The organism is Oceanobacillus saliphilus, assembly GCF_023522835.1.
Taxonomy (GTDB): Bacteria; Bacillota; Bacilli; order Bacillales; family Amphibacillaceae; genus Oceanobacillus; species Oceanobacillus saliphilus.
The window spans coordinates 1-20,233 of sequence record NZ_JALCZU010000006.1 but is presented as its reverse complement, the minus strand read 5'-3'; the positions used below and the strand labels follow the sequence as shown (position 1 = coordinate 20,233).

The following is a 20,233-nucleotide window of genomic DNA, read 5'->3' as shown; positions in this document are numbered from 1 at the left end:
GAAGTGAGGATAACATCGGCAGTGCGAATCCTAAAGAGTATGCCCGTGAAAAAACAGAAACATATAGCCTGCTTAAAACATGCTATATGTTTCTGTTTTTTATTAGCCATTTCTCCAGTTTTTCAACCAGTTTATACATGATTGCAGCGAGGATTGCTATAATGACTAAACTTGCCATGACGAGGGTGAAATCGAAAACTTGAAATCCATAGATGATGAGATATCCGAGACCTTGCTTGGATACAAGATACTCACCGACGATGACACCGACCCAGGACAGCCCGACATTCACCTTCAAGGTGGAAATCATGGCAGGCATGGCTGCAGGGAATATGGCTTCCCGGAAGCATTGCCATCGTGTAGCACCAAAGCTGCGCAATACTTTTTCATAGTTTGGATCGACTTCATTAAATGCAGAGAATACAACTAAAGTCGTTACAATGACTGAAATGATGAATCCCATTGCAATAATGGACAGGTAACCTGGTCCGAGTGCCACAATGAGAATCGGTCCGAGTGCTACCTTTGGCATGGCATTAAATACAACAAGGTAAGGATCCATCACCTTTGCAAAGCGTGCAGAAGACCAAAGCATGGTTGCAATAAGTATTCCACCTATGGTTCCAATGATAAACCCAATGATTGTTTCAAAGAGGGTAATCTGTATATGCGTAAATATAGTGCCATTGGCAAATCGGGAGATAATGAGTTGGAAAACCCTGCTCGGTGAACTGAATAACAGTGGGTCAATCCAATAGAAACGGCTTGCTGCTTCCCATAAGGCAAAGAAGGAGATTAATATGGTCAGCTGCCAGACGAGGATAATTTTTTTCTCTCTTTTTAATCCCCGCTGGTAGCTTTCAAATAATTGGCGATCATTCATTTGGAATTTTCACCGCCTTTTTTTCTGATTCTTTTGCCTCCAATTCATTCCAGATCTTATCAAATAGGATTTGATACTTTGGGTGGCGTCTGGACAAGAAAGGAATTTCATTACGAAGTTCAAGTGGGACATCGTATATTTTTGCAATGGACCCAGGGTTGGTATTCATCATGAAAATACGATCGCTCATTGCAATTGCCTCTCCAATATCATGGGTTACCAGAATAGCTGTTTTATGGTATGTCTTGAGTAAATCAGACACCAAGTCCTCAAGATTCAGTTTTGTCTGATAATCAAGTGCAGAAAAAGGTTCGTCGAGCAATAATATTTTCGGATCATTTATTAGCGTTCTAACCAATGCCACTCGCTGCCTCATTCCACCTGAGAGCTCATTGGGATATTTCAATGTGACATTATTTAATCCTACTTCACGAAGCAGTTTAATCGCTCTTTCCTTCAGTTCCTCTGTTATATTTCGATTGATTTTAGGACCAAGCAAAACATTATCGATGATGGTTTTCCAAGGGAAAAGATAATCCTGCTGCAGCATATAGCCAATATCCAATTCTGACTCGCCGACTTCATCACCTTGCAGCAAAACCTTTCCCTCCGTATGCCGGATGATTCCTGCCATAATGGAGAGAAGTGTTGACTTACCACAACCGCTTGGTCCGAGCAGTGCTATAAATTCCCCCTCTTTAACAGACATCGAAATATTGTTTAATGCCTTTGTGTAATTATTTTTAGAAAAATAATGATGGGAGACATGGTCCAAGGTCAAAAATGACACAAGATCCCCTCCTTTAATCAGATAGTACCTTTTCAGCGTATTCTGTGTTTACCAAGTCTTCATAAGGAACATCGGCAGGAAGTTCACCGGCCTCATCCATAATTGCTTTTAGATTATTCCATTCTTCTTCATCGAGGATTGGATCAGTGGCGAATGATCCCTGACTTTTATAGCGGTCGATTGATGCAGTGAGAATATCTAAATCAGTATCTTCAAAGTAAGGCTCAATTACTTCGGCGATTTCCTCAGCACTGTTTTCCTGAACCCACTGCTGTGCTTTATATATTGCTCGTGTAAATGACTCGACAGCTTCATCGTTTTCTTCCATATAGCTTTGCTTCGTCATAAAGACCGTATAAGGTACCTTTCCGGATTCCTCTCCGAATGAAGCTACGATATGTCCCTGACCTTCTTTTTCAAATACACTTGCAGTTGGTTCAAATAGCTGAACATACTCATAATCACCCGATGCAAATGCTCCAGGGATATTGGCGAAATCAATGTTCTGGACTAAATCCAGATCTAAATGGGGATTAATGCCGTGCAGTTTTAATACATATTCCCCAACCATTTGAGGCATTCCTCCAACACGCTGTCCTAAAAAGTTACTTCCTTCAAGGTCTTCCCAAGTAAAATCGGGATTCGGCTCCTTTGCAACTAGAAATGTCCCATCTGTCTGGGTTAATTGTGCGAAGTTAATTGCATAATCCCTGGAATCCTGCGCATAAACGTAAATGGATGTTTCAGATCCAACGAGTGCAATATCTGCGCCACCTGAAAGGAGTGCTGTCATTGTCGTATCGCCACCCCATGTGGTCTGCAGATCTACTTCAAGACCTTCCTCTTCAAAATACCCTTTTTCAAGTGCTACATATTGTGGCGCATAAAAGAGGGAACGGGTTACCTCTGCCAAGCTTATCTTAGTCGTTTCTGCTGCATTGCAAGCCGAAAGGAAAATGAGGAAAACAACGGACCAAACAGCAATGAATCTAACTTTTCTCATATATTTCGTTCCTTTCAAAATATGTGATGATTTATCAACACAGTTTATGCAGTGGGGAAAAAATGTGTGAATGCCTAGTTTCGGAAGGGGAAGCATTAGCAACCTTAATTATCACCAAGTCTTTCCGTGATGGCCTTCGTTGGCACTTATACATATCGGATACTTTTCTATACGCAAAAAAACCGGCCTCATTCGGAGACCGGTTGTCAGCACCAGGCTGGCTATTGCTTTCACTCATATAATTAATAATCCTTTTGGGATGAGGAAACGAAGTTATTAACCTTTATATAAAGGTCCTGCTTGCTTGATTTCATCACTTGCCAGTGTGAACTTTTCGAAGTTTTTATGGAATTTCAAAGCTAGCGATTGTGCAGCTTGCATGTAGCCTTCTTTGTCCTCCCAAGTATTCTTAGGTACCAAAACTTCATCAGGGACACCTGGTACATGCATCGGTATTTCAAGACCGAAAATTTCATCTGTTACCGTTTCAACGGAATTCAGTTCACCTTCGAGAGCGGAATGGACCATAGCACGTGTATAAGAAAGCTTCATCCGGCTACCCAGACCATAAGAGCCACCAGTCCATCCAGTGTTTACCAAAAATACGTTGGAATCATACATATCGATTTTTTGACCAAGCATTTCCGCATATCTAGATGGTGCCAAGGGCAGGAATGGAGAACCAAAGCAAGCTGAAAATGTTGCTTGTGGTTCCGTAACGCCACGCTCTGTACCAGCAAGTTTACTTGTGTAACCACTAAGGAAATGGTACATTGCCTGTTCTTTCGTTAACCTGCTGATCGGTGGCAACGTTCCGGAAGCATCTGCAGTTAAGAAAATAATTGTATTCGGATGTCCGGCTACACTCGGTGTAACGATATTATCGATATTTTCAAGCGGATATGCCGCCCGAGTATTTTCAGTAAGGAAAGTATCATCATAGTCCGGAATTCTTGTAACCTCATCAAGAATTACGTTTTCTAATACGGAACCATAGCGGATTGCATTGAAAATTTGCGGCTCTTTTTCTTCTGATAGATTGATGCATTTCGCATAGCAGCCACCTTCAATGTTGAATATGCCATTCGGGCTCCAACCATGCTCGTCATCTCCAATAAGTCTGCGGTATGGATCGGCAGACAATGTTGTTTTACCAGTACCTGAAAGGCCGAAGAACAATGCTACATCACCTTCCAAACCAACATTGGCTGAACAGTGCATGGATAGCACATCATTCTGTGGAAGCAAATAGTTCATTACAGAGAAGATGGATTTTTTTATTTCTCCCGCGTATTCCGTACCCCCGATTAATACAACGCGTTTTTTAAAGGAGATCAAGATAAAAGTTTCTGAATTGGTGCCATCTATGGCTGGATCTGCTTTGAAATTTGGAGCGGAAATCACAGTAAATTCAGCTTGATGATTCTTTAATTCTTCCTCCGTTGGTAAAATGAACAATTGTCTGGAAAAGAGATTATGCCATGCGTATTCGTTAATTACCTGTATTGGCAGGCGATAATTTTCATCGGCACCTGCGAAACCCTTAAACTGATAAATTTCATCTTTGTCACTTAAATAATCAATTACTTTTCTGTAAAGATTATCAAAGACTTTTTCCTCGATTGGGCTGTTTACTTTTCCCCAGTCAACGGTATCTTTGGAAACTTCATCCTTTACGATGAATTTATCCTCCGGTGATCTGCCAGTATATGCTCCGGTTGTAGCCCGAACTGCGCCAGTAGAAGTCAATATACCTTCATTACGGCTCAAAATTTTTTCAACTAATTGTGCCACCGATAAGTTCTGGTAAATATTCTTATGGGAATAAAGCTCCTTAACTATTGACTTTTCCACAGTTTTCATATTGGAATCTCCTGCCTTTTTAAAGGTATTGTATGATATAATGAAACGACTTTCCACGAATTATTTATCTGATTCTGGTTAATAGTATAACACATTCAAATTAATAGTCCATACTATTTAACTAAGAAAATTTGAAAATTAAGTGACAACGTTTACACGTGTAAAACAGTTGACAGGACGGACTGGTTTCGTTAATCTAAAAACTGAACGGATACTCTCTTATTCAGAGTCGGTGGAGGGACAGACCCGATGAAACCCAGCAACCATCGCTACGGTGAAAAGGTGCTAACCTGATGCAAGGATCATACCTTGAACAATAAGAGCGAAAGGCCAGGTAGTCCCTTTCCTCATGCTTTTTAAGGAAAGGCTTTTTTGTTTTTAGCAGGTAGCAACGTATCAACTTACCTGCATAAGTGCAACTAAGTCATTCTCCAAAGGCTTAGGCATTTGCTGAGAAGTAAAACTTGATCACATGAAAAATTGTTTACCTTTTGAAGGTACTTTGAATAATATAGAAAATAAAATTGAAATTAGAGTTCCGTAACACATTATAAAGGAGAGTTTAGCCATATGGCTGCAAATCGTCGTTTGTTTACATCAGAATCTGTTACAGAAGGGCATCCGGATAAAATGGCAGACCAAATATCCGATGCAGTTCTTGATGAAATTTTAAAAAAAGATCCTCATGCAAGGGTGGCATGTGAAACCACTGTTACTACCGGACTAGTATTAGTCGCAGGAGAGATATCAACCAGTACGTATGTGGATATTCCGGCAATTGTAAGGGAAACGGTAAAAGGGATTGGCTATACACGTGCAAAATATGGCTTTGATTCTGAAACTTGTGCTGTGCTGACTGCCATTGATGAACAATCAGCTGATATTGCCGGAGGTGTGGATACAGCGCTTGAAGCACGACAGGGGAAAATGAGCGAAGATGAAATTGATGCAATTGGTGCAGGAGACCAGGGGTTAATGTTTGGTTTTGCGTGTGATGAGACAGAAGAGTTTATGCCATTACCCATTTCGCTTGCACACAAATTATCCAAACGCCTGACAGATGTCCGCAAAGAAAATATATTGGATTATTTACGTCCAGATGGAAAAACACAAGTGACCGTGGAATATGATGAAAATGATCAACCGGTTCGTGTTGATACAATCGTTATCTCCACGCAACATCACCAGGATATAACATTGGAACAAATTGAAAAAGATTTGATTGAACATGTAATCCGTGCAGTCGTTCCGGCCGAATTACTTGATGATGCAACCAAATATTTTATCAATCCAACAGGACGCTTTGTCATCGGAGGACCACAAGGCGATGTAGGATTGACCGGCCGCAAAATTATCGTTGACACATATGGCGGATATGCTCGTCATGGTGGTGGTGCATTCAGTGGAAAAGATGCTACAAAAGTTGACAGATCTGCTGCATACGCTGCTCGTTACGTTGCTAAAAACATCGTAGCAGCTGGTCTTGCGAAATCTTGTGAAGTTCAATTGGCATACGCAATCGGAGTAGCAGAACCGGTTTCCATCGCAATCAATACATTTGATACGGGTAAAGTAAGTGAGGAAGTTCTGGTTAAAGCAGTTCGTAAGTTATTCGATCTTCGTCCAGCTGGGATCATCCGAATGTTAGACTTGCGCAAACCAATATTCAAAGACACGGCTGCTTACGGTCATTTCGGCAGAACCGACATCCTGTTCCCATGGGAGAAAATCGACAAAGTGGAAGAATTGATTGCAATGACAAAATAATCATGCTTCTAAGCGTTAAAAGCTGTACAGCTCATAAAGAGTTGTACAGCTTTTTTTTGTTGCTTAGGAAACTATAAAATTTTAATGATGTGGATAACTTAGTTACCGAAACAACCACGTCTAGCGCAAGCGCCATTCATATTATCTTTTATAATACCTGTTTTCATACGACAGTATATGGCCTGTAATTGTTCACTAATATAAAAGATCGCATGAATATGAATTCAAAAAGCATACGTAAAACTAAAACCCTTCCACTTCATAAAAAAGATCATCTATATCATCATATATATACCAAATATCATCATAATCATCGTAATAATACCATTCATCATATAGTTCATCGTAATACCAGTTATCATCTAATGTGTTATGAAAGTAAACAGCCTGGGAATCAAATTCGAATTCCTCATCGTACCAATCTTCCTCATAATCATATTCAAATTCCTCTTCCATCCAATCTTCTTCATACTCATAGTCATAGTCATACTCATAGTCATATTCGTCATACGCATCGTACCAATCTTCATCATACTCATAGTCTTCAAACCAATCGTCGAAGTAGGAATCATCATCGTAATAATCCCATAGGTCTTCACCATATTCATACCAAAAATCTTCATAATCATATTCCCAGTAGTCATAATAGGAATTTTCATCGGAATAATAGCCACCTTCAAAATAGCCATCACTATACTCCCACAGTTCCTGGAAATAAAAGTTACCATTTACATCGTAAAATTGAGCTAGTATCGCATCTTCAGACATCGGTTCCGCAATCCAGGATGTTATAAGTTCATTAACTGTGTACAGTGGAATGCTGAATCCAATTGTTGAATCTGCGGTACTTTCGGCAGAGTTGATGGCTATGATTTTTTCAGTCGATTTTGAGATTAATGGCCCTCCACTGCTTCCAGGAGAAATCGGAGCGGAAATCTGATATAAGTTTTTATAAGTATATGATCCAATGTAAAAATTCCGATCCTGACCGGTAATGTACCCCATTGTCGCTGTGTTTTCAAGGCCAAGAGGGCTTCCCAATGCTATGACTTCTTCTCCAACTTTATTGGGCTCTGTAACCTCGATAGCAAAGGGCTCCCGTCCAACCAAATCTGGAACATGGATGATTGCAACATCTATACTGTTTGAATAACCGATTACTTTACCGGATAACTCCTGGCCGTTTACTGTCTTTATGTAAACATCGGTTGTACCTTCAACAACGTGGGCATTTGTCACAACTGTACCTTTATTATTGAACAGAAATCCTGAGCCTTGGCTGTAATCGGATAACACGGTGTAGACAGTTTCTTGTGCAGAAGCAATAATATCGGTCAATTCCCGTTCCTGAACTGGTTCGAGTTCCTGCTTCTCGGCTACGGGTTTTTCAAGAGCAGGCTTATTTTGAACTGTACTTATTTCAGAAGTTGCGTTTTCAGAAGCAGGTAAGTCAGCCTCCGATATTTTGGTATCTTCATAAAATAGATAGTAGCCAATAATAAGTATAAAAAGTGCACTAACTGCAATAAATGGAATACGAATATTTCTCTTCTGTTTGTTTCCGCAGTGCTGGCAAAACCTTGAATTTTCGATTCGTTCTTTCCCGCAATTTGGACAGTACATACGAGCCCCTCTTTACAAGTTTATTTTAGGTATATTATACCATGCATAAGGAATAGTTAGTAAATTTATAAGAAAAAGATTTTTTAACCTATCGCTAGATTCTGCAACTAAAAAACCGTTATCTGCAAATCATATTCTGCGATAACGGTCTTCTATTTTGCTAGCTATAACCCCATATTCGTATGTTCCTTATAATATTTTCCTTTTTCAACATATGATTTTCTCACGCGTTCCATTTCGGCATAATCATCTTCATTCAGTTCCCGCACGACTTTGGCAGGTCTTCCCATTACCATTGTGTTTGGTGGGATTATTTTACCGGGTGGAACTAGGCTTCCGGCCCCGACAAATGCATTTTCGCCAACTTCAGCTCCATCTAAAATGATTGAACCCATACCAATCAATGCATTTTTGCGGATAACTGCTGAATGCAGGGTGACCTGGTGGCCAACGGTAACATCATCTTCGACAAGAAGTGGTTTGTTCGGACTTTGATGCAGCATGGATAGGTCCTGAATGCTTACTCTTTTGCCGATTCTAGTCGGGGCTACATCCCCACGAATCACGGTTTTAAACCAAATGCTGGATTCCTCGCCAATTTCTACATCACCATTGATAACCGCGTCTTTTGCTATAAAAGCGCTCTCATGGATTTTTGGATAAACAGTATTATAATGGTCTATCATGCATTCATCTCCTCGTTCTCATTTGTATGTTTCATGTCTATATGATGTATAATTAGTATAACAAATTTAAAAGGTAAATTACGGTAAGAACGTATTTGAATGGAGGAAATAATGTGAGTCGGGTGCCAAGCAATGCAATTTTACTTCTACGGTCCATGTTCCAAAAAATTTTCCCTATGGTTGATGAGGAAATCAATTATTGGAGAAATCGGGCTAAGCAGATTCCCAATGAGGAATTACGCACACAGGCAATTGCAAGTATAGATTCCAAGAAGTTTCACTGTCAGGGTGGGGGAGTGTATTCTCTGCTTGCCGGCAATCAGAATAAAACGGCAATCCGTTTTATTGTTGCCTACCAGACAATCAGTGACTACCTTGATAATTTGTGTGATCGCAGTACATCCCTCAATCCACATGACTTCCGGCTTTTGCATCAATCGTTAAAAGATGCGCTGACTCCAGAAAATGATTTGAAAAATTATTATCGTTTTCGGGAAGAACAGGAGGATGGTGGCTATCTGGCAGAATTGGTAGCAACATGTCAGGATATCCTAAAAAATCTGAAAGGCTATGAATATATATGTAATCAGGTCTGGCAACTGGAGGAGTTGTATGCTGATTTACAAGTACATAAGCATGTGAAAGCAGAAGAGCGAATCCCGCGTTTAACGAACTGGCATGAACAAAACAAGAAAAAGGCACCTGAACTGACGTGGTACGAATTCTCTGCAGCTACAGGGTCAACGTTAGGAATCTTTTGCCTCATTTCCTATTTCCTAGGAGGGAAGATTGACGAAAAGACTTCCCATGAAATTTACGACAGTTATTTTCCGTATATACAAGGTTTGCATATCATGCTTGATTATTATATTGATCAGCAGGAGGACCGGATGGAAGGTGACTTAAACTTCTGCACTTACTATGAAGATGAGAATCATATGAAGGAGCGTTTCGATTTTTTTATAAAACAATCCAATCTTCATGCAAAGAAACTTCCAGACCGAAAATTTCACGAAATGATTATTCATGGGCTTGTCGGTCTTTATTTAGCAGATAATAAAGTAAGAAAAATGAAAGGCTCGAACAATATGAGTAAGGCATTGCTGAAATCAAGCGGAACGACAGCAAAATTCATTAACTTCCATATAAAATTCTATTATAAGATGGAAAATTCCTGAGGGAGGCCGATTATGTATGAATTAAAAACGAAGGAAAACGACAGCAGTGTAATCGAATTTATCGAAAATGTGGATAGTATAAAAAAACGGGAAGATGCGTATAAGCTTCTTGATATTTTTACGGAGTCAACTGGTGAAAAAGCGAAAATGTGGGGGAACAGCATCATTGGCTTTGGATCCTACCATTATAAATATGACTCGGGCCATGAGGGGGATGCTCCGCTTGTTGGTTTTTCCCCAAGAAAAGCAAAGCACAGTCTTTATTTTGCGACTGGAGATGAAAGACGGGAAGCGTTGCTTGAGGACTTTGGAAAACATACGACTGGGAAAGCATGTGTGTATATTAATAAAGTGGCGGATATTGATGTCAATGTGCTGAAGGAACTGATAGAACAGTCGGTGGAGTTTTTACAGAAGCGATATCCGAGGAAGTAATAAAGGATTTACCGATGTTCAAGTCGGTAATCCCTTTATTATTTATACATAAATCTGCTCCGTCAAACTCTAGGATTCTACTCAAGCAAATAGTTACGAAAGCTCTGCTGTAGCAAACGCCACTGTGAAATTCACTTGGCAATCAAGGTAGTTTAATACGTTTACTTTTATCCGTACGACTTATTATTAAAAGGTAGATAGCTATCCCGGCAAACGTTATGAGTGTACCGGTCATAAGGCGTGCAGATTCGGTCAGGGCAGTAAAACTTAGGAAGAAATTAGGAAGACTCAATAAAGCTATAAAGATAATTAACACCCAGCTACGCGTCCAGATTGAAAAAGCAGTCAGAAAAATAAATGCAATAATTGCTATAATGACAGTACCAGTAATACCAAAATGAACAATGGGAGTTTCAATCGTACTGTTAAGCAGGATAAGAGCCAAAAACAGGATCATTGGTAGCATGCCAAGTATAAACAGGATGGAAAATTCCTTTTTTCGATTCAGGTCGTTTGCAGAAACATAACGGAAACTAATGGACGTGCCTTCCAGGAAAATTCCGACAATGACGATAAAACCAACGATTTCCAATAAGGAGTAGGTAAGAGTGCCCTTAAATAAGTCACTAATGATTATAAAGGAAAATGCACCGGTAATAATCAGGGGGATATATTTGAACCAGGCTTTGTAATCAACGGGCATCTCAGCAGAAATTTCATCCATATAATTTTTAGGAGATTGCCCGATAATATGCTCGATAGATTTGCCATTTTTTTCAGCCTCCACGAAGTGATCCTCTAATTCTTCTACAATTTCCTTCATTTCTTTTTCATTTTTGCCGCTTGAAAAAAGATAGACATGTAAATCCTCCAGAAACTTTCTGCTTTTTTCCGACAGTTCGACTTTCTGTTTAATCATCGTTTCCACTCCTCCTCGTTACTGTTTCATGATTAAGCACATTATTTACGCTCGTTTGCAGATAGTTCCACCTTTCTAAGAAGTCACGAAGTTCCTCTTCTCCTTTTTCGGTGAGAGAATAATATTTTCTCTTCGGTCCTGCAGTCGATTTTTTTAATGTGGATGTCACGAAACTTTCTTTTTGCATTCGTAGTAATAAAGGATAAATCGTACCCTCACTGAAGTTGTCAAACCCATAATCTGCAAGCTTTTCAGCTAGTTCGTACCCATAAACTTCTTTGTTTTTGATGATGGCCAGCAAACAACCATCCAAAATTCCCTTCATCATCTGTGTCGTTGTGGACAAGCTCCAATCACCTCCATAACTCTTGCAATGCAAGGTTAATTATCATAACTAGATATCTTGTTATACAAGGTATAGAGAAATTATATAATTAAATACCTTGCAATGCAAGAGTTATAGGAGAATTTTTTTAGCGAGTAAGGCATTCGCCCAAAGGCGCGGCGCTGACAAGTTTTTAAAAAGGATTTCCGGACCCTTTATCGAATTAGTATAGGGAGTGGATGTTTGTTTTAGAGTGTCCAGATAAGGTAGCTAATCATCATGACAACAGCGCTTTCCATATCTACCGTATCCAAAAAATAAGTTTGAAAGTAGAGGAGTGAATCATTTGGAAGTAATGATACGCAGCGCCAAAAAAAACGATGTAGAACAGTTAGCCGGACTTATGGGTGAGTTGGGCTATCCCGTAACAAAAGAAGAAATGCAAAAGCGTTTTTCAAAAATAAATGCATCACCTTCATACCATACGTTCGTTGCGGTTGTTGATGATTCAGTTGTCGGAATGATCGGGATGATTGAAAGTCACCATTATGAAAAAAATGACGACTACATAAGAATTGTTGCATTCGTAGTAGCATCTACGTACAGAAATCTTGGAGTGGGGAGAAAGCTTCTCGAGAAAACTGAATCGTTAGCAAGAGAAAAAGGTATTCATAAACTGGTCCTGAACAGTGGAAATCGAGACGAACGGAAGGATTCCCATCGTTTTTATGAACGCAGAGGTTTCGAAGGAAAGGCAACAGGATTTTATAAAGTTCTTGATTGAGCACCTTCCCGAAATGATTAGGAGGATTGGCGATGACTTATGAAAAACAATCGAAAATATTCCGGCGTTTTGCGGAAGTCGAGTGTAAAGATTCGAGTCCACTGTATGAGTATCTTTCACTAAAGATTGCCAAGGATGATTGGTTACTAGAGTTAAGCTCACACGCTCATATGGGGCAGCCTGTTCCAAATTTATTATACGGAGCGGTACACTATTTACTTTTAAAAGGAAAAAATCATACATTAAAACAATTTTATCCGAGTATAACCGGAGATGAAGAAGCACCTGAAGACTCCTTTCCACATTTTAAACGTTTCTGCAAATCCTATGAAACAGAAATTATCTCCATCCTGAAAACCAAAAATGTACAGACAAATGAGGTAAGGCGTTGCGCTTACTTATATCCTGTTTTTTGCTACGTTTTTAGAAAGACGAAGAAACCCCTGTCTTTCATAGAAATAGGAACAAGTGCCGGGCTACAATTGTTATGGGATCGCTTTTCTTATTCTTATGGCAATGAGAAAATTTATGGAAGCAAGGATGCTCGGTTGCACATACAAACGCAAGTTAAAAATGGCACGTTAACTCTTATTGATAAAATTCCTCCAGTGAAGGCACGGGTCGGAGTAGATCTCCATATTTGCGATCTAAGGAATGAGGAGGATTACTTGTGGCTGAAAGCACTGATTTGGCCAGAACATACAGAACGATTTGCCATTTTTGAGCAAGCGGTGAAGGAATATAAGAAGAATCCACCAAAACTCGTCGAAGGTGATGGTGTAAAGTTACTCCCATCCCTTGCAGAACAGATACCAGAGAATCATACGCTATGCATTTTTCATACCCATGTAGCCAATCAACTACCAAAAGAAGTAAAGGAAGAATTGCTTGAAGAGATAAATAAGATTGGCAGAAACCGAAATGTATATCATATATATAATAATATTTGGGATGGAAAGCTGCATCTTGATTATTTTATGGATGGAACGTTTTATGAAAATACAATTGGTGAGACGGATGCCCATGGAAGATGGTTTGAATGGAATTTAGTTTAAAGATACAAACAATTGGAGGCTGGCAAATGGGAAAAGGACTTATTCATCACATGGAGATGAACGTGTCAGATCTGTCCAAATCAACCGATTTTTGGGGATGGCTGTTGGAGGAACTGGGGTACCATCTGTTTCAAAAGTGGGATGCGGGACGGAGCTGGAAACTAAATGATAGCTATCTTGTTTTTGTACAGACAGAAGAAAAGTATCTTCCATCTTCCTATTACAGAAAGCGAGTTGGCCTTAATCATCTGGCATTTCATGCAGAATCAAGCGCACAGGTTGATGCACTTACAAAGCGTTTACAGCAAAAAGGTATTCCAATTTTGTATTCGGATAAACATCCGTATGCCGGGGGGATTAATCATTACGCTGTTTATTTTGAAGATCCTGACAGAATCAAAGTGGAAATTGTGGCACCAAAACTCTAATAGAATAGAGGTTTTACGATGGATCAAAAATATAACGATTTAATTGGTGATATTCTTGACGCATCTGGTGAAAAGGATAACTTTAATCTAAAAGGAAAGGGTAAACCCCTGCCAAAAGGTTATTTGGAAAGAGATGTTTTTCAAAACTTCCAAAAAATTGCCAAGGACGCAGGCTATTTGCCATATTGGCTAAAGCTTCAAAAGGAAATATCAGCTTTAGTTCACAACGCCAAGACGGAGAAAGACATTAAGATGATTAATAAGAAAATAAAAGAATATAATGTTGCTTGCCCATCTTCCATGCAAAAGTCACCCGTGGATATTGAGGAATTGGCAAAGGCGAAAGAGATTTGGTGAGTGGTTTGACTGATGTTTCTTACGGGTTTGCGCCATGTATGTTTTTTAGTTTTTTATGTAGAGGAGTGATGGATAATGGGATTAATCGATAGGATTGACACGATATGTTTGCCTGTTTCAGACGTCAAGAAAGCAAGTGCATGGTATCAGGAAACACTCGGTTTTCAGGAGTCATTTAAGGCTGATGGATATTGTGTACTCCATGTTGGGGAGAAAGGGATACCCTTAACATTGGAAAAGGGAGACATGCAAACAAACAGTAATAACCCTTATCCGATATTTTTTTCCGAACGTATCGATCAGTTATATGCATTGCTTGCAGAAAAGGATGTATCGCTTGGGGAACTGCAACATGATGACGTAAATAGATTCTTTGACTTTTTTGATATGGATGGCAACAGGTTACAGGTTTGCTGTTGGAAATAGATATAGAGAGGAGATTTGTTATGAGTACATTTACTAAATCACCAATAAAAAATAAAATAGGTACAGTGTTTATCCATGTGAAAAATTTAAAAAAATCTGTAGAGTGGTACGGTCGGGTTTTAGGTGTGGATGTCGACCTCGAGCAGGTAGAGTCCCCTGTGTTTAATATACCAATCAATGGGACAACCGGCTTGACATTGGATGACCATACGTTTGACAAAAGTTTCAAGCACGCACCCAGCCCCAATCCGATTGCCAATTTTCTTGTGGATGATATTGATGTAGCCTATGAATTTATAAAGGAAAATGGAGTGGAAGTTGTAAGAGAAATTGAACGGGTGGGAGAGAATTTTGCTTGGTTTAATTTTTCTGATCCGGATGGGAATGTCATTATGGCCTGCACGAATTAGATTGGTTTTTCTGGCAGGGGATTTTGCTAGCATTTAGCAGTAAAAGGGAATGGGTATTGGATAATGTCTTCTTCGTCTCGGAAATGGTCTTTTTTTATTTCGCCTTCTTTTCAGGGGCATTGCTGAGTTACTAAAAAAAAGGTGGAACTGAGTCATGGTCGGAAGGAGAGCATACCAGGAAAGGAGCAAATCTTCTCACATGAAAAACTTGCTCCTTCTTTTTCGACTCTCTTCGACATGATTCAGGGAGTGACAGGCACCTATTTTTTCTGGACTGCCAGTATAAATGGCGGGTCATTTTGCTGATTGATGAACCCGTAACGCAGTACATTGAACTTTTTCTGATCCAGGTGGAGAAGATATCTCAAAAGAGTTTCCTTTTCCTCTTTGCCGCCTTCATGGCCGTGGTAAACGACAAGAACAATAAGTCTGCCTTTTTTAAGCAGATTTACTATGACATCTATTGCGTTGACGGTAGTGTCGCCTTTTGTAATGATGGATTTATCACTCTTGGGTAAATAACCGAGATTAAAAATGGCCCCACCTATTTCTTTCTCATTGATATAGTCAGCAATGTTTTCATGACTATCATGAATCAAGGATACATTCGTCCTTGTGTTATTGATTAATGCTTTTCTTGTAGCTGCAATAGCTTCTTCCTGAACATCAAAAGCATAGACATGCCCATCTTCACCAACAATCCTGCTTAGAAATAACGTGTCATTTCCGTTTCCGCAGGTTGCATCAATTACCTTTTCACCTTTTTCAATAGATTCTTCAAGTAAATAGTGTGCGTAATTAAGGATTCCTTTTAACATAACAGATGCACGTTCCTTTATGATAGATTTCCTTCTTCTATTTAGTTTATCATGGAATCGCTAACGCAGAAATTGAAAAGTTATTGGTAAATTTCTGAAAAAATACAGTGCCGAATTTCACCAATTACACATAAGATGGTACTATTACTTAAGTGAAGGGGCTTGACTCCTTGACAAGAAGTTCTCTATTCATTATAATTCGATTAAATAATTCAACGACTCTGATAAGGACCAGTAGTAACTTTTTTCAGGCCTAGAGAGGCAGTGTTTGGTGGAAGCTGTCGCTGGAGGAAATTATGAACTCACCTTTAATGTTGCAGAAGTGAACAAGATTAGCTTTTGCCGTCTCGTCCGCGTTAAGGATTACAAGCGAACGTAAATGGATGCGTTAATTTGGGTGGTACCGCGGGAAATATAGCTTCTCGTCCCTTTTTAGGGATGAGTGGCTTTTTTATATTGCAAAAGCGGAGGCGCCGTTGCGAATCGATGATGACTTGATCGTTCGGAAGTGGGGAGTCGTTAGTCGCTGGGTGACCCCCGAGATGGCCGTGTCCATAAGCCTTAGCAAGTCAGTTGGGCCTTTAGTTGTTTCATAATAGAGAGTTGAACATTGAAAGGAAGGAAAAATCAGATGAGCTTTAACCATCAGCAAATTGAGAAAAAATGGCAAAAACAGTGGTTGGAAAATAAAACGTTTAAAACGGAAACCTTTTCAGATAAGGAGAAATTTTATGCGCTAGACATGTTTCCATACCCATCTGGAGTAGGTCTACATGTAGGGCATCCAGAGGGATATACAGCTACAGATATTCTTTCAAGAATGAAACGGATGCAGGGATATGAAGTCATGCATCCTATGGGCTGGGATGCATTTGGCCTTCCAGCTGAACAATATGCAATCGATACGGGAAACAGTCCCGCTGAATTTACTGCAAAAAATATTGCTACATTCAAACGTCAGATTCAAGAGCTTGGTTTCTCTTATGACTGGGACCGTGAAGTGAATACGACTGATCCCAGCTATTATAAATGGACGCAGTGGATTTTTATTAAACTTTATGAGAAAGGCCTCGCCTATATTGATGAAGTTGCTGTGAACTGGTGTCCTGCACTTGGAACAGTTTTGGCAAATGAAGAAGTGATTGATGGAAAAAGTGAACGTGGTGGTCATCCCGTCGTGCGTAAGCCAATGAAACAATGGATGCTGAGAATTACTGCTTATGCAGATCGTCTGCTGGATGACCTTGATGAGCTTGATTGGCCGGACAGCCTGAAGGAAATGCAACGTAACTGGATCGGTCGTTCGGAAGGTGCAGAAGTAACGTTCAATATTGATGGACACGACAAAGATTTTACTGTCTTCACAACACGTCCGGATACGCTGTTTGGTGCTACGTATGCAGTTCTTGCTCCAGAACATCCGTTTGTCGAGCAAATTACAACTGCAGAACAAAAAGAGGCGGTTGAGCAGTATTTGCATGAAGTGCAAACAAAATCCGATTTGGAACGTACGGATCTCGCTAAAGATAAAACAGGTGTATTTACTGGTGCATATGCGATAAACCCAGTAAATAACGAGAAAATGCCAATCTGGGTTGCAGATTATGTATTGATGAGCTATGGAACAGGTGCCATCATGGCGGTTCCTGCTCATGACGAACGTGACTTTGAATTTGCAACAAAGTTCGAACTGCCGATCGTAGAAGTGGTTGCCGGTGGAGATGTAACAAAGGAAGCGTACACCGGTGATGGGGAGCATGTTAACTCCGACTTTCTTAACGGCCTTGGTAAGAATGAGGCAATCTCCAAAATGATTGACTGGCTTGTCGACGAAGGAAAAGGTGAGAAGAAAATTACTTACCGTCTGCGTGACTGGCTGTTTGCAAGACAGCGCTATTGGGGGGAGCCAATTCCAATTATCCACTGGGAAGATGGTTCTATGTCAGCTGTTCCTGAAGAAGAACTTCCACTGGAACTTCCGGTTATGTCTGAAATCAAACCATCCGGAACTGGAGAATCGCCACTTGCGAATAACAGTGAATGGGTGAATGTCGTCGATCCGAAAACAGGAATGAAAGGGCGCCGCGAAACAAACACAATGCCACAATGGGCTGGCAGTTGCTGGTATTTCCTCCGGTATATTGATCCTGACAATACCGAACAGCTTGCAGATCCAGAAGCATTGAAAAAATGGCTGCCAATCGATATTTATATCGGTGGAGCTGAACACGCTGTACTACATTTGCTATACGCTCGTTTCTGGCACAAGTTCCTCTATGATATTGGAGTTGTCTCTACAAAAGAGCCATTCCAAAAACTATTCAATCAGGGAATGATTCTTGGTGAAGGTAATGAGAAAATGAGTAAATCAAAAGGGAATGTCGTAAACCCAGATGATATCGTCGTTTCTCACGGTGCAGATACATTGCGCCTTTATGAGATGTTCATGGGCCCACTCGATGCGTCTGTTGCTTGGTCAACCAACGGACTTGATGGTGCAAGGAGATTCCTTGATCGTGTATGGAGACTGTTCATCAATGATGATGGCACAATTTCAGAGAAGATTACTGACGAAAGTAATGCTGCGCTTGATAAGGTCTATCATGAAACAGTAAAAAAAGTAACCGAGGATTTCGAGAACCTTCATTTCAATACAGGTATATCACAAATGATGGTATTTATTAATGAAGGATACAAAGCAGACCATATTCCAAAAGCCTATGTAGAGGGAATTGTAAAGCTGCTTTCCCCTGTTGCACCACACGTTGCAGAAGAACTATGGGAAAAACTCGGACACACGGAAACCATTAGCTATGCTGGATGGCCGATATTTGATGAATCCAAGTTAATTGAAGATGAAGTTGAAGTTGTTTTGCAAGTAATGGGTAAGGTTCGCTCAAAAATAAATGTGCCTGTTGATATTTCTAAAGATGAACTGGAAGCAATTGCAATGGCTGATGAAGGTATGCAAAGATGGCTTGAAGGAAAAACAATTCGAAAAGTTATTATTGTTCCTGGGAAACTTGTTAACTTCGTTGCAAATTAATGACATGAAAAAATCTCTTCTTTATTATAAAGGAGAGATTTTTTTGTAATAAAGTTTTAAAACACTTCGTTCTGCATAAGGACGCTAACAGGTTAGAAACGTTAGACTTACCCAACTCAATAAATGGTACGCAGACATTCGCTGAAAGGATTAGAGAGTGCCTTCGCTTTTAAGCGTAAGTAATTGTTTTATTATAACCTTGCAGGAATCCATTCGGTTTTTAAAATAAGCCATTTTTCATTCTCGTAATACCAAATCGTTTTGATGGAGCCTAGTCTATCCGCATGATATGCCCCGCTAATTTGCTGATAACTTTTTAAACCATAACCTTTACTAGTGCTGATTTTTACCGGTTCAAAGAAAGCAATTGGATCAATCATAAGAGAGGGGGATTTCAGTAAAGCGCCACTTTTATCGTAAATGCCAAGACGGATATAGTCGTCTGCTCTATCTCTGACATCTACCAAATCTGGTTGCCCCTCAGGAACAAAATCAATGGATACAATAAAATTATCTTCAAACATTCCTTTTACATAGTGCTGCTTTGGTAATTCAAGCTCCTTTAAATCACCTTTGGCCAGGGTTTGCAGGTTATAACTGTACAGTCCGCCGCTTCCGCCTGTAGGGCTTTGATAGAAAATATCCTTCACTTTGTCATGGTTTAAGTCGATAAACTGTAACTGGGGATCGTAACCACCACCATAATTGATACTCCAATTAGGTCCTGATGCAGAGGAGATTTCTGTCCATATATTTTGGTAATACTGCGCATCCTGTGAAAATAGTATTCCTTTTAATTCTATTTTTTCATTATCTCCATCCCCTGTAAGATCTTCCTGATAGGTATCAATCACTATCGTATCCTTTGGTTCTGTTTCAGCAGAATAAGAAACCGTCGGAATAAATAACAATAGAAGAAACAAGATATTCATTTTACATTAACTCCATTCATTATGTTCACATGCGATCATCCTTGTCTGATACAAATGCATTTACTCAATATCATTAGATTGTACTTCGTGTTTGCATCCTATGCACAATATCCGTAAAATTGAGAGTAGACAAATTGAAAAGGGTGAGTGTATTGGCAAATATTAATGAATTGACTCCAACCGAAGTCGAGCAGATTATGAAAAAAGATAATATTGTAGTTATTGATGTTAGAGAAGATGAAGAAGTCGCTCAAGGAATAATCGAAAATGCAAAACATATTCCACTGGGTGATATTCCAGAGGCAGTATCCGATTTAGATAAGAGCAAAGATTATATTATGGTATGCCGCTCAGGAGCAAGAAGTATGAATGCAGCGAAGTATATGAATGAACAAGGTTTAAAAGTTACCAACATGAAGGGCGGCATGCTGGAGTGGGAAGGCGAAGTAATCGTCTAACTATATAAAGAGGCTATTTCGGGAATATACGGAAATAGCCTTTTTTG

General features: G+C 39.7%; 21 protein-coding genes, 1 riboswitch and 1 other annotated feature. Of the genes, 11 read left to right on the top strand and 10 right to left on the bottom strand.

Annotation, left to right across the window (positions count from 1 at the left end; all coding sequences use genetic code 11):
- Nucleotides 1-82: 82 nt before the first annotated feature.
- The 4 genes from MN204_RS11070 to pckA form a co-directional block, all read right to left on the bottom strand.
- Complete coding sequence (locus MN204_RS11070; protein WP_249871143.1) at nucleotides 83-883, bottom strand: ABC transporter permease; 801 nt, start codon at nucleotides 881-883, stop codon at nucleotides 83-85.
- Nucleotides 876-1,673: an ABC transporter ATP-binding protein gene (locus MN204_RS11065; RefSeq protein WP_249871142.1), complete on the bottom strand. Its 798-nt coding sequence runs from the start codon at nucleotides 1,671-1,673 to the stop codon at nucleotides 876-878. Before MN204_RS11065 ends, MN204_RS11070 begins: the two co-directional genes overlap by 8 nt.
- 13 nt (nucleotides 1,674-1,686) lie before the next feature.
- Nucleotides 1,687-2,676 carry an ABC transporter substrate-binding protein gene (locus MN204_RS11060; protein ID WP_249871141.1) on the bottom strand — a complete coding sequence of 330 codons (990 nt, stop codon included), beginning with the start codon at nucleotides 2,674-2,676 and terminating at the stop codon, nucleotides 1,687-1,689.
- Nucleotides 2,677-2,952: 276 nt separating this feature from the next.
- On the bottom strand, nucleotides 2,953-4,539 hold the full coding sequence (pckA, locus tag MN204_RS11055; RefSeq protein WP_249871140.1) for a phosphoenolpyruvate carboxykinase (ATP): 1,587 nt from the start codon (nucleotides 4,537-4,539) through the stop codon (nucleotides 2,953-2,955).
- 216 nt (nucleotides 4,540-4,755) lie between these two features.
- A riboswitch (SAM riboswitch) is annotated at nucleotides 4,756-4,862 on the top strand.
- Between the two features lie 247 nt (nucleotides 4,863-5,109).
- On the opposite strand from pckA, the gene metK reads away from it, so the two are divergent.
- Complete coding sequence (metK, locus tag MN204_RS11050) at nucleotides 5,110-6,306, top strand: methionine adenosyltransferase (protein ID WP_249871139.1); 1,197 nt, start codon at nucleotides 5,110-5,112, stop codon at nucleotides 6,304-6,306.
- Between the two features lie 243 nt (nucleotides 6,307-6,549).
- Here the strand turns inward: metK and MN204_RS11045 are convergent, their stop codons facing one another.
- Both MN204_RS11045 and MN204_RS11040 read right to left on the bottom strand, forming a co-directional pair.
- Entirely contained in the window at nucleotides 6,550-7,929 is a 1,380-nt protein-coding gene (locus MN204_RS11045; RefSeq protein WP_249871138.1) for a trypsin-like peptidase domain-containing protein, read from the bottom strand.
- A 164-nt stretch (nucleotides 7,930-8,093) separates the two neighbouring features.
- Nucleotides 8,094-8,615: a gamma carbonic anhydrase gene (locus tag MN204_RS11040; protein ID WP_249871137.1), complete on the bottom strand. Its 522-nt coding sequence runs from the start codon at nucleotides 8,613-8,615 to the stop codon at nucleotides 8,094-8,096.
- A gap of 155 nt (nucleotides 8,616-8,770) precedes the next feature.
- Here MN204_RS11040 and MN204_RS11035 point away from each other — a divergent pair, with 155 nt between their 5' ends.
- Together MN204_RS11035 and MN204_RS11030 are read left to right on the top strand one after the other, a co-directional pair.
- Nucleotides 8,771-9,793: a tetraprenyl-beta-curcumene synthase family protein gene (locus tag MN204_RS11035; protein ID WP_306798688.1), complete on the top strand. Its 1,023-nt coding sequence runs from the start codon at nucleotides 8,771-8,773 to the stop codon at nucleotides 9,791-9,793.
- A gap of 12 nt (nucleotides 9,794-9,805) precedes the next feature.
- Nucleotides 9,806-10,228 carry a DUF1801 domain-containing protein gene (locus MN204_RS11030; protein WP_249871135.1) on the top strand — a complete coding sequence of 141 codons (423 nt, stop codon included), beginning with the start codon at nucleotides 9,806-9,808 and terminating at the stop codon, nucleotides 10,226-10,228.
- A 142-nt stretch (nucleotides 10,229-10,370) separates the two neighbouring features.
- Here MN204_RS11030 and MN204_RS11025 read toward each other — a convergent pair whose 3' ends face one another.
- Together MN204_RS11025 and MN204_RS11020 are read right to left on the bottom strand one after the other, a co-directional pair.
- Complete coding sequence (locus tag MN204_RS11025; RefSeq protein ID WP_249871134.1) at nucleotides 10,371-11,147, bottom strand: DUF1129 family protein; 777 nt, start codon at nucleotides 11,145-11,147, stop codon at nucleotides 10,371-10,373.
- A complete protein-coding gene (locus MN204_RS11020; RefSeq protein ID WP_249871133.1) occupies nucleotides 11,140-11,493 on the bottom strand; it encodes a PadR family transcriptional regulator in 354 nt (117 codons plus the stop codon). The genes MN204_RS11025 and MN204_RS11020 overlap by 8 nt, the downstream gene beginning before the upstream one ends.
- A 334-nt stretch (nucleotides 11,494-11,827) precedes the next feature.
- Here MN204_RS11020 and MN204_RS11015 point away from each other — a divergent pair, with 334 nt between their 5' ends.
- From MN204_RS11015 to MN204_RS10990, 6 genes are all read left to right on the top strand, one after another.
- Complete coding sequence (locus tag MN204_RS11015; protein ID WP_249871345.1) at nucleotides 11,828-12,256, top strand: GNAT family N-acetyltransferase; 429 nt, start codon at nucleotides 11,828-11,830, stop codon at nucleotides 12,254-12,256.
- Nucleotides 12,257-12,288: 32 nt separating this feature from the next.
- A complete protein-coding gene (locus tag MN204_RS11010; protein ID WP_249871132.1) occupies nucleotides 12,289-13,311 on the top strand; it encodes a DUF2332 domain-containing protein in 1,023 nt (340 codons plus the stop codon).
- A gap of 26 nt (nucleotides 13,312-13,337) precedes the next feature.
- Nucleotides 13,338-13,739: a VOC family protein gene (locus tag MN204_RS11005; protein ID WP_249871131.1), complete on the top strand. Its 402-nt coding sequence runs from the start codon at nucleotides 13,338-13,340 to the stop codon at nucleotides 13,737-13,739.
- An 18-nt stretch (nucleotides 13,740-13,757) separates the two neighbouring features.
- Complete coding sequence (locus MN204_RS11000) at nucleotides 13,758-14,096, top strand: DnaJ family domain-containing protein (RefSeq protein ID WP_249871130.1); 339 nt, start codon at nucleotides 13,758-13,760, stop codon at nucleotides 14,094-14,096.
- A gap of 75 nt (nucleotides 14,097-14,171) precedes the next feature.
- On the top strand, nucleotides 14,172-14,522 hold the full coding sequence (locus MN204_RS10995; RefSeq protein WP_249871129.1) for a VOC family protein: 351 nt from the start codon (nucleotides 14,172-14,174) through the stop codon (nucleotides 14,520-14,522).
- 20 nt (nucleotides 14,523-14,542) lie between these two features.
- Complete coding sequence (locus MN204_RS10990) at nucleotides 14,543-14,932, top strand: VOC family protein (RefSeq protein ID WP_249871128.1); 390 nt, start codon at nucleotides 14,543-14,545, stop codon at nucleotides 14,930-14,932.
- A gap of 260 nt (nucleotides 14,933-15,192) precedes the next feature.
- Here the strand turns inward: MN204_RS10990 and mnmM are convergent, their stop codons facing one another.
- Nucleotides 15,193-15,750 carry a tRNA 5-(aminomethyl)-2-thiouridylate-methyltransferase MnmM gene (mnmM, locus tag MN204_RS10985; protein ID WP_249871127.1) on the bottom strand — a complete coding sequence of 186 codons (558 nt, stop codon included), beginning with the start codon at nucleotides 15,748-15,750 and terminating at the stop codon, nucleotides 15,193-15,195.
- 212 nt (nucleotides 15,751-15,962) lie between these two features.
- Nucleotides 15,963-16,183 (top strand) — a binding site (T-box leader).
- 198 nt (nucleotides 16,184-16,381) lie between these two features.
- On the opposite strand from mnmM, the gene leuS reads away from it, so the two are divergent.
- The gene (leuS, locus tag MN204_RS10980) at nucleotides 16,382-18,796 is read left to right on the top strand and encodes a leucine--tRNA ligase (RefSeq protein WP_249871126.1); all 2,415 of its coding nucleotides are present in this window, start codon (nucleotides 16,382-16,384) and stop codon (nucleotides 18,794-18,796) included.
- A gap of 191 nt (nucleotides 18,797-18,987) precedes the next feature.
- Here the strand turns inward: leuS and MN204_RS10975 are convergent, their stop codons facing one another.
- Complete coding sequence (locus MN204_RS10975; protein ID WP_249871125.1) at nucleotides 18,988-19,728, bottom strand: YybI family spore inner coat protein; 741 nt, start codon at nucleotides 19,726-19,728, stop codon at nucleotides 18,988-18,990.
- A gap of 152 nt (nucleotides 19,729-19,880) precedes the next feature.
- Between MN204_RS10975 and MN204_RS10970 the strand changes: the two genes are divergently transcribed.
- A complete protein-coding gene (locus MN204_RS10970; protein WP_249871124.1) occupies nucleotides 19,881-20,186 on the top strand; it encodes a rhodanese-like domain-containing protein in 306 nt (101 codons plus the stop codon).
- The last annotated feature ends 47 nt before the right edge of the window (nucleotides 20,187-20,233 follow it).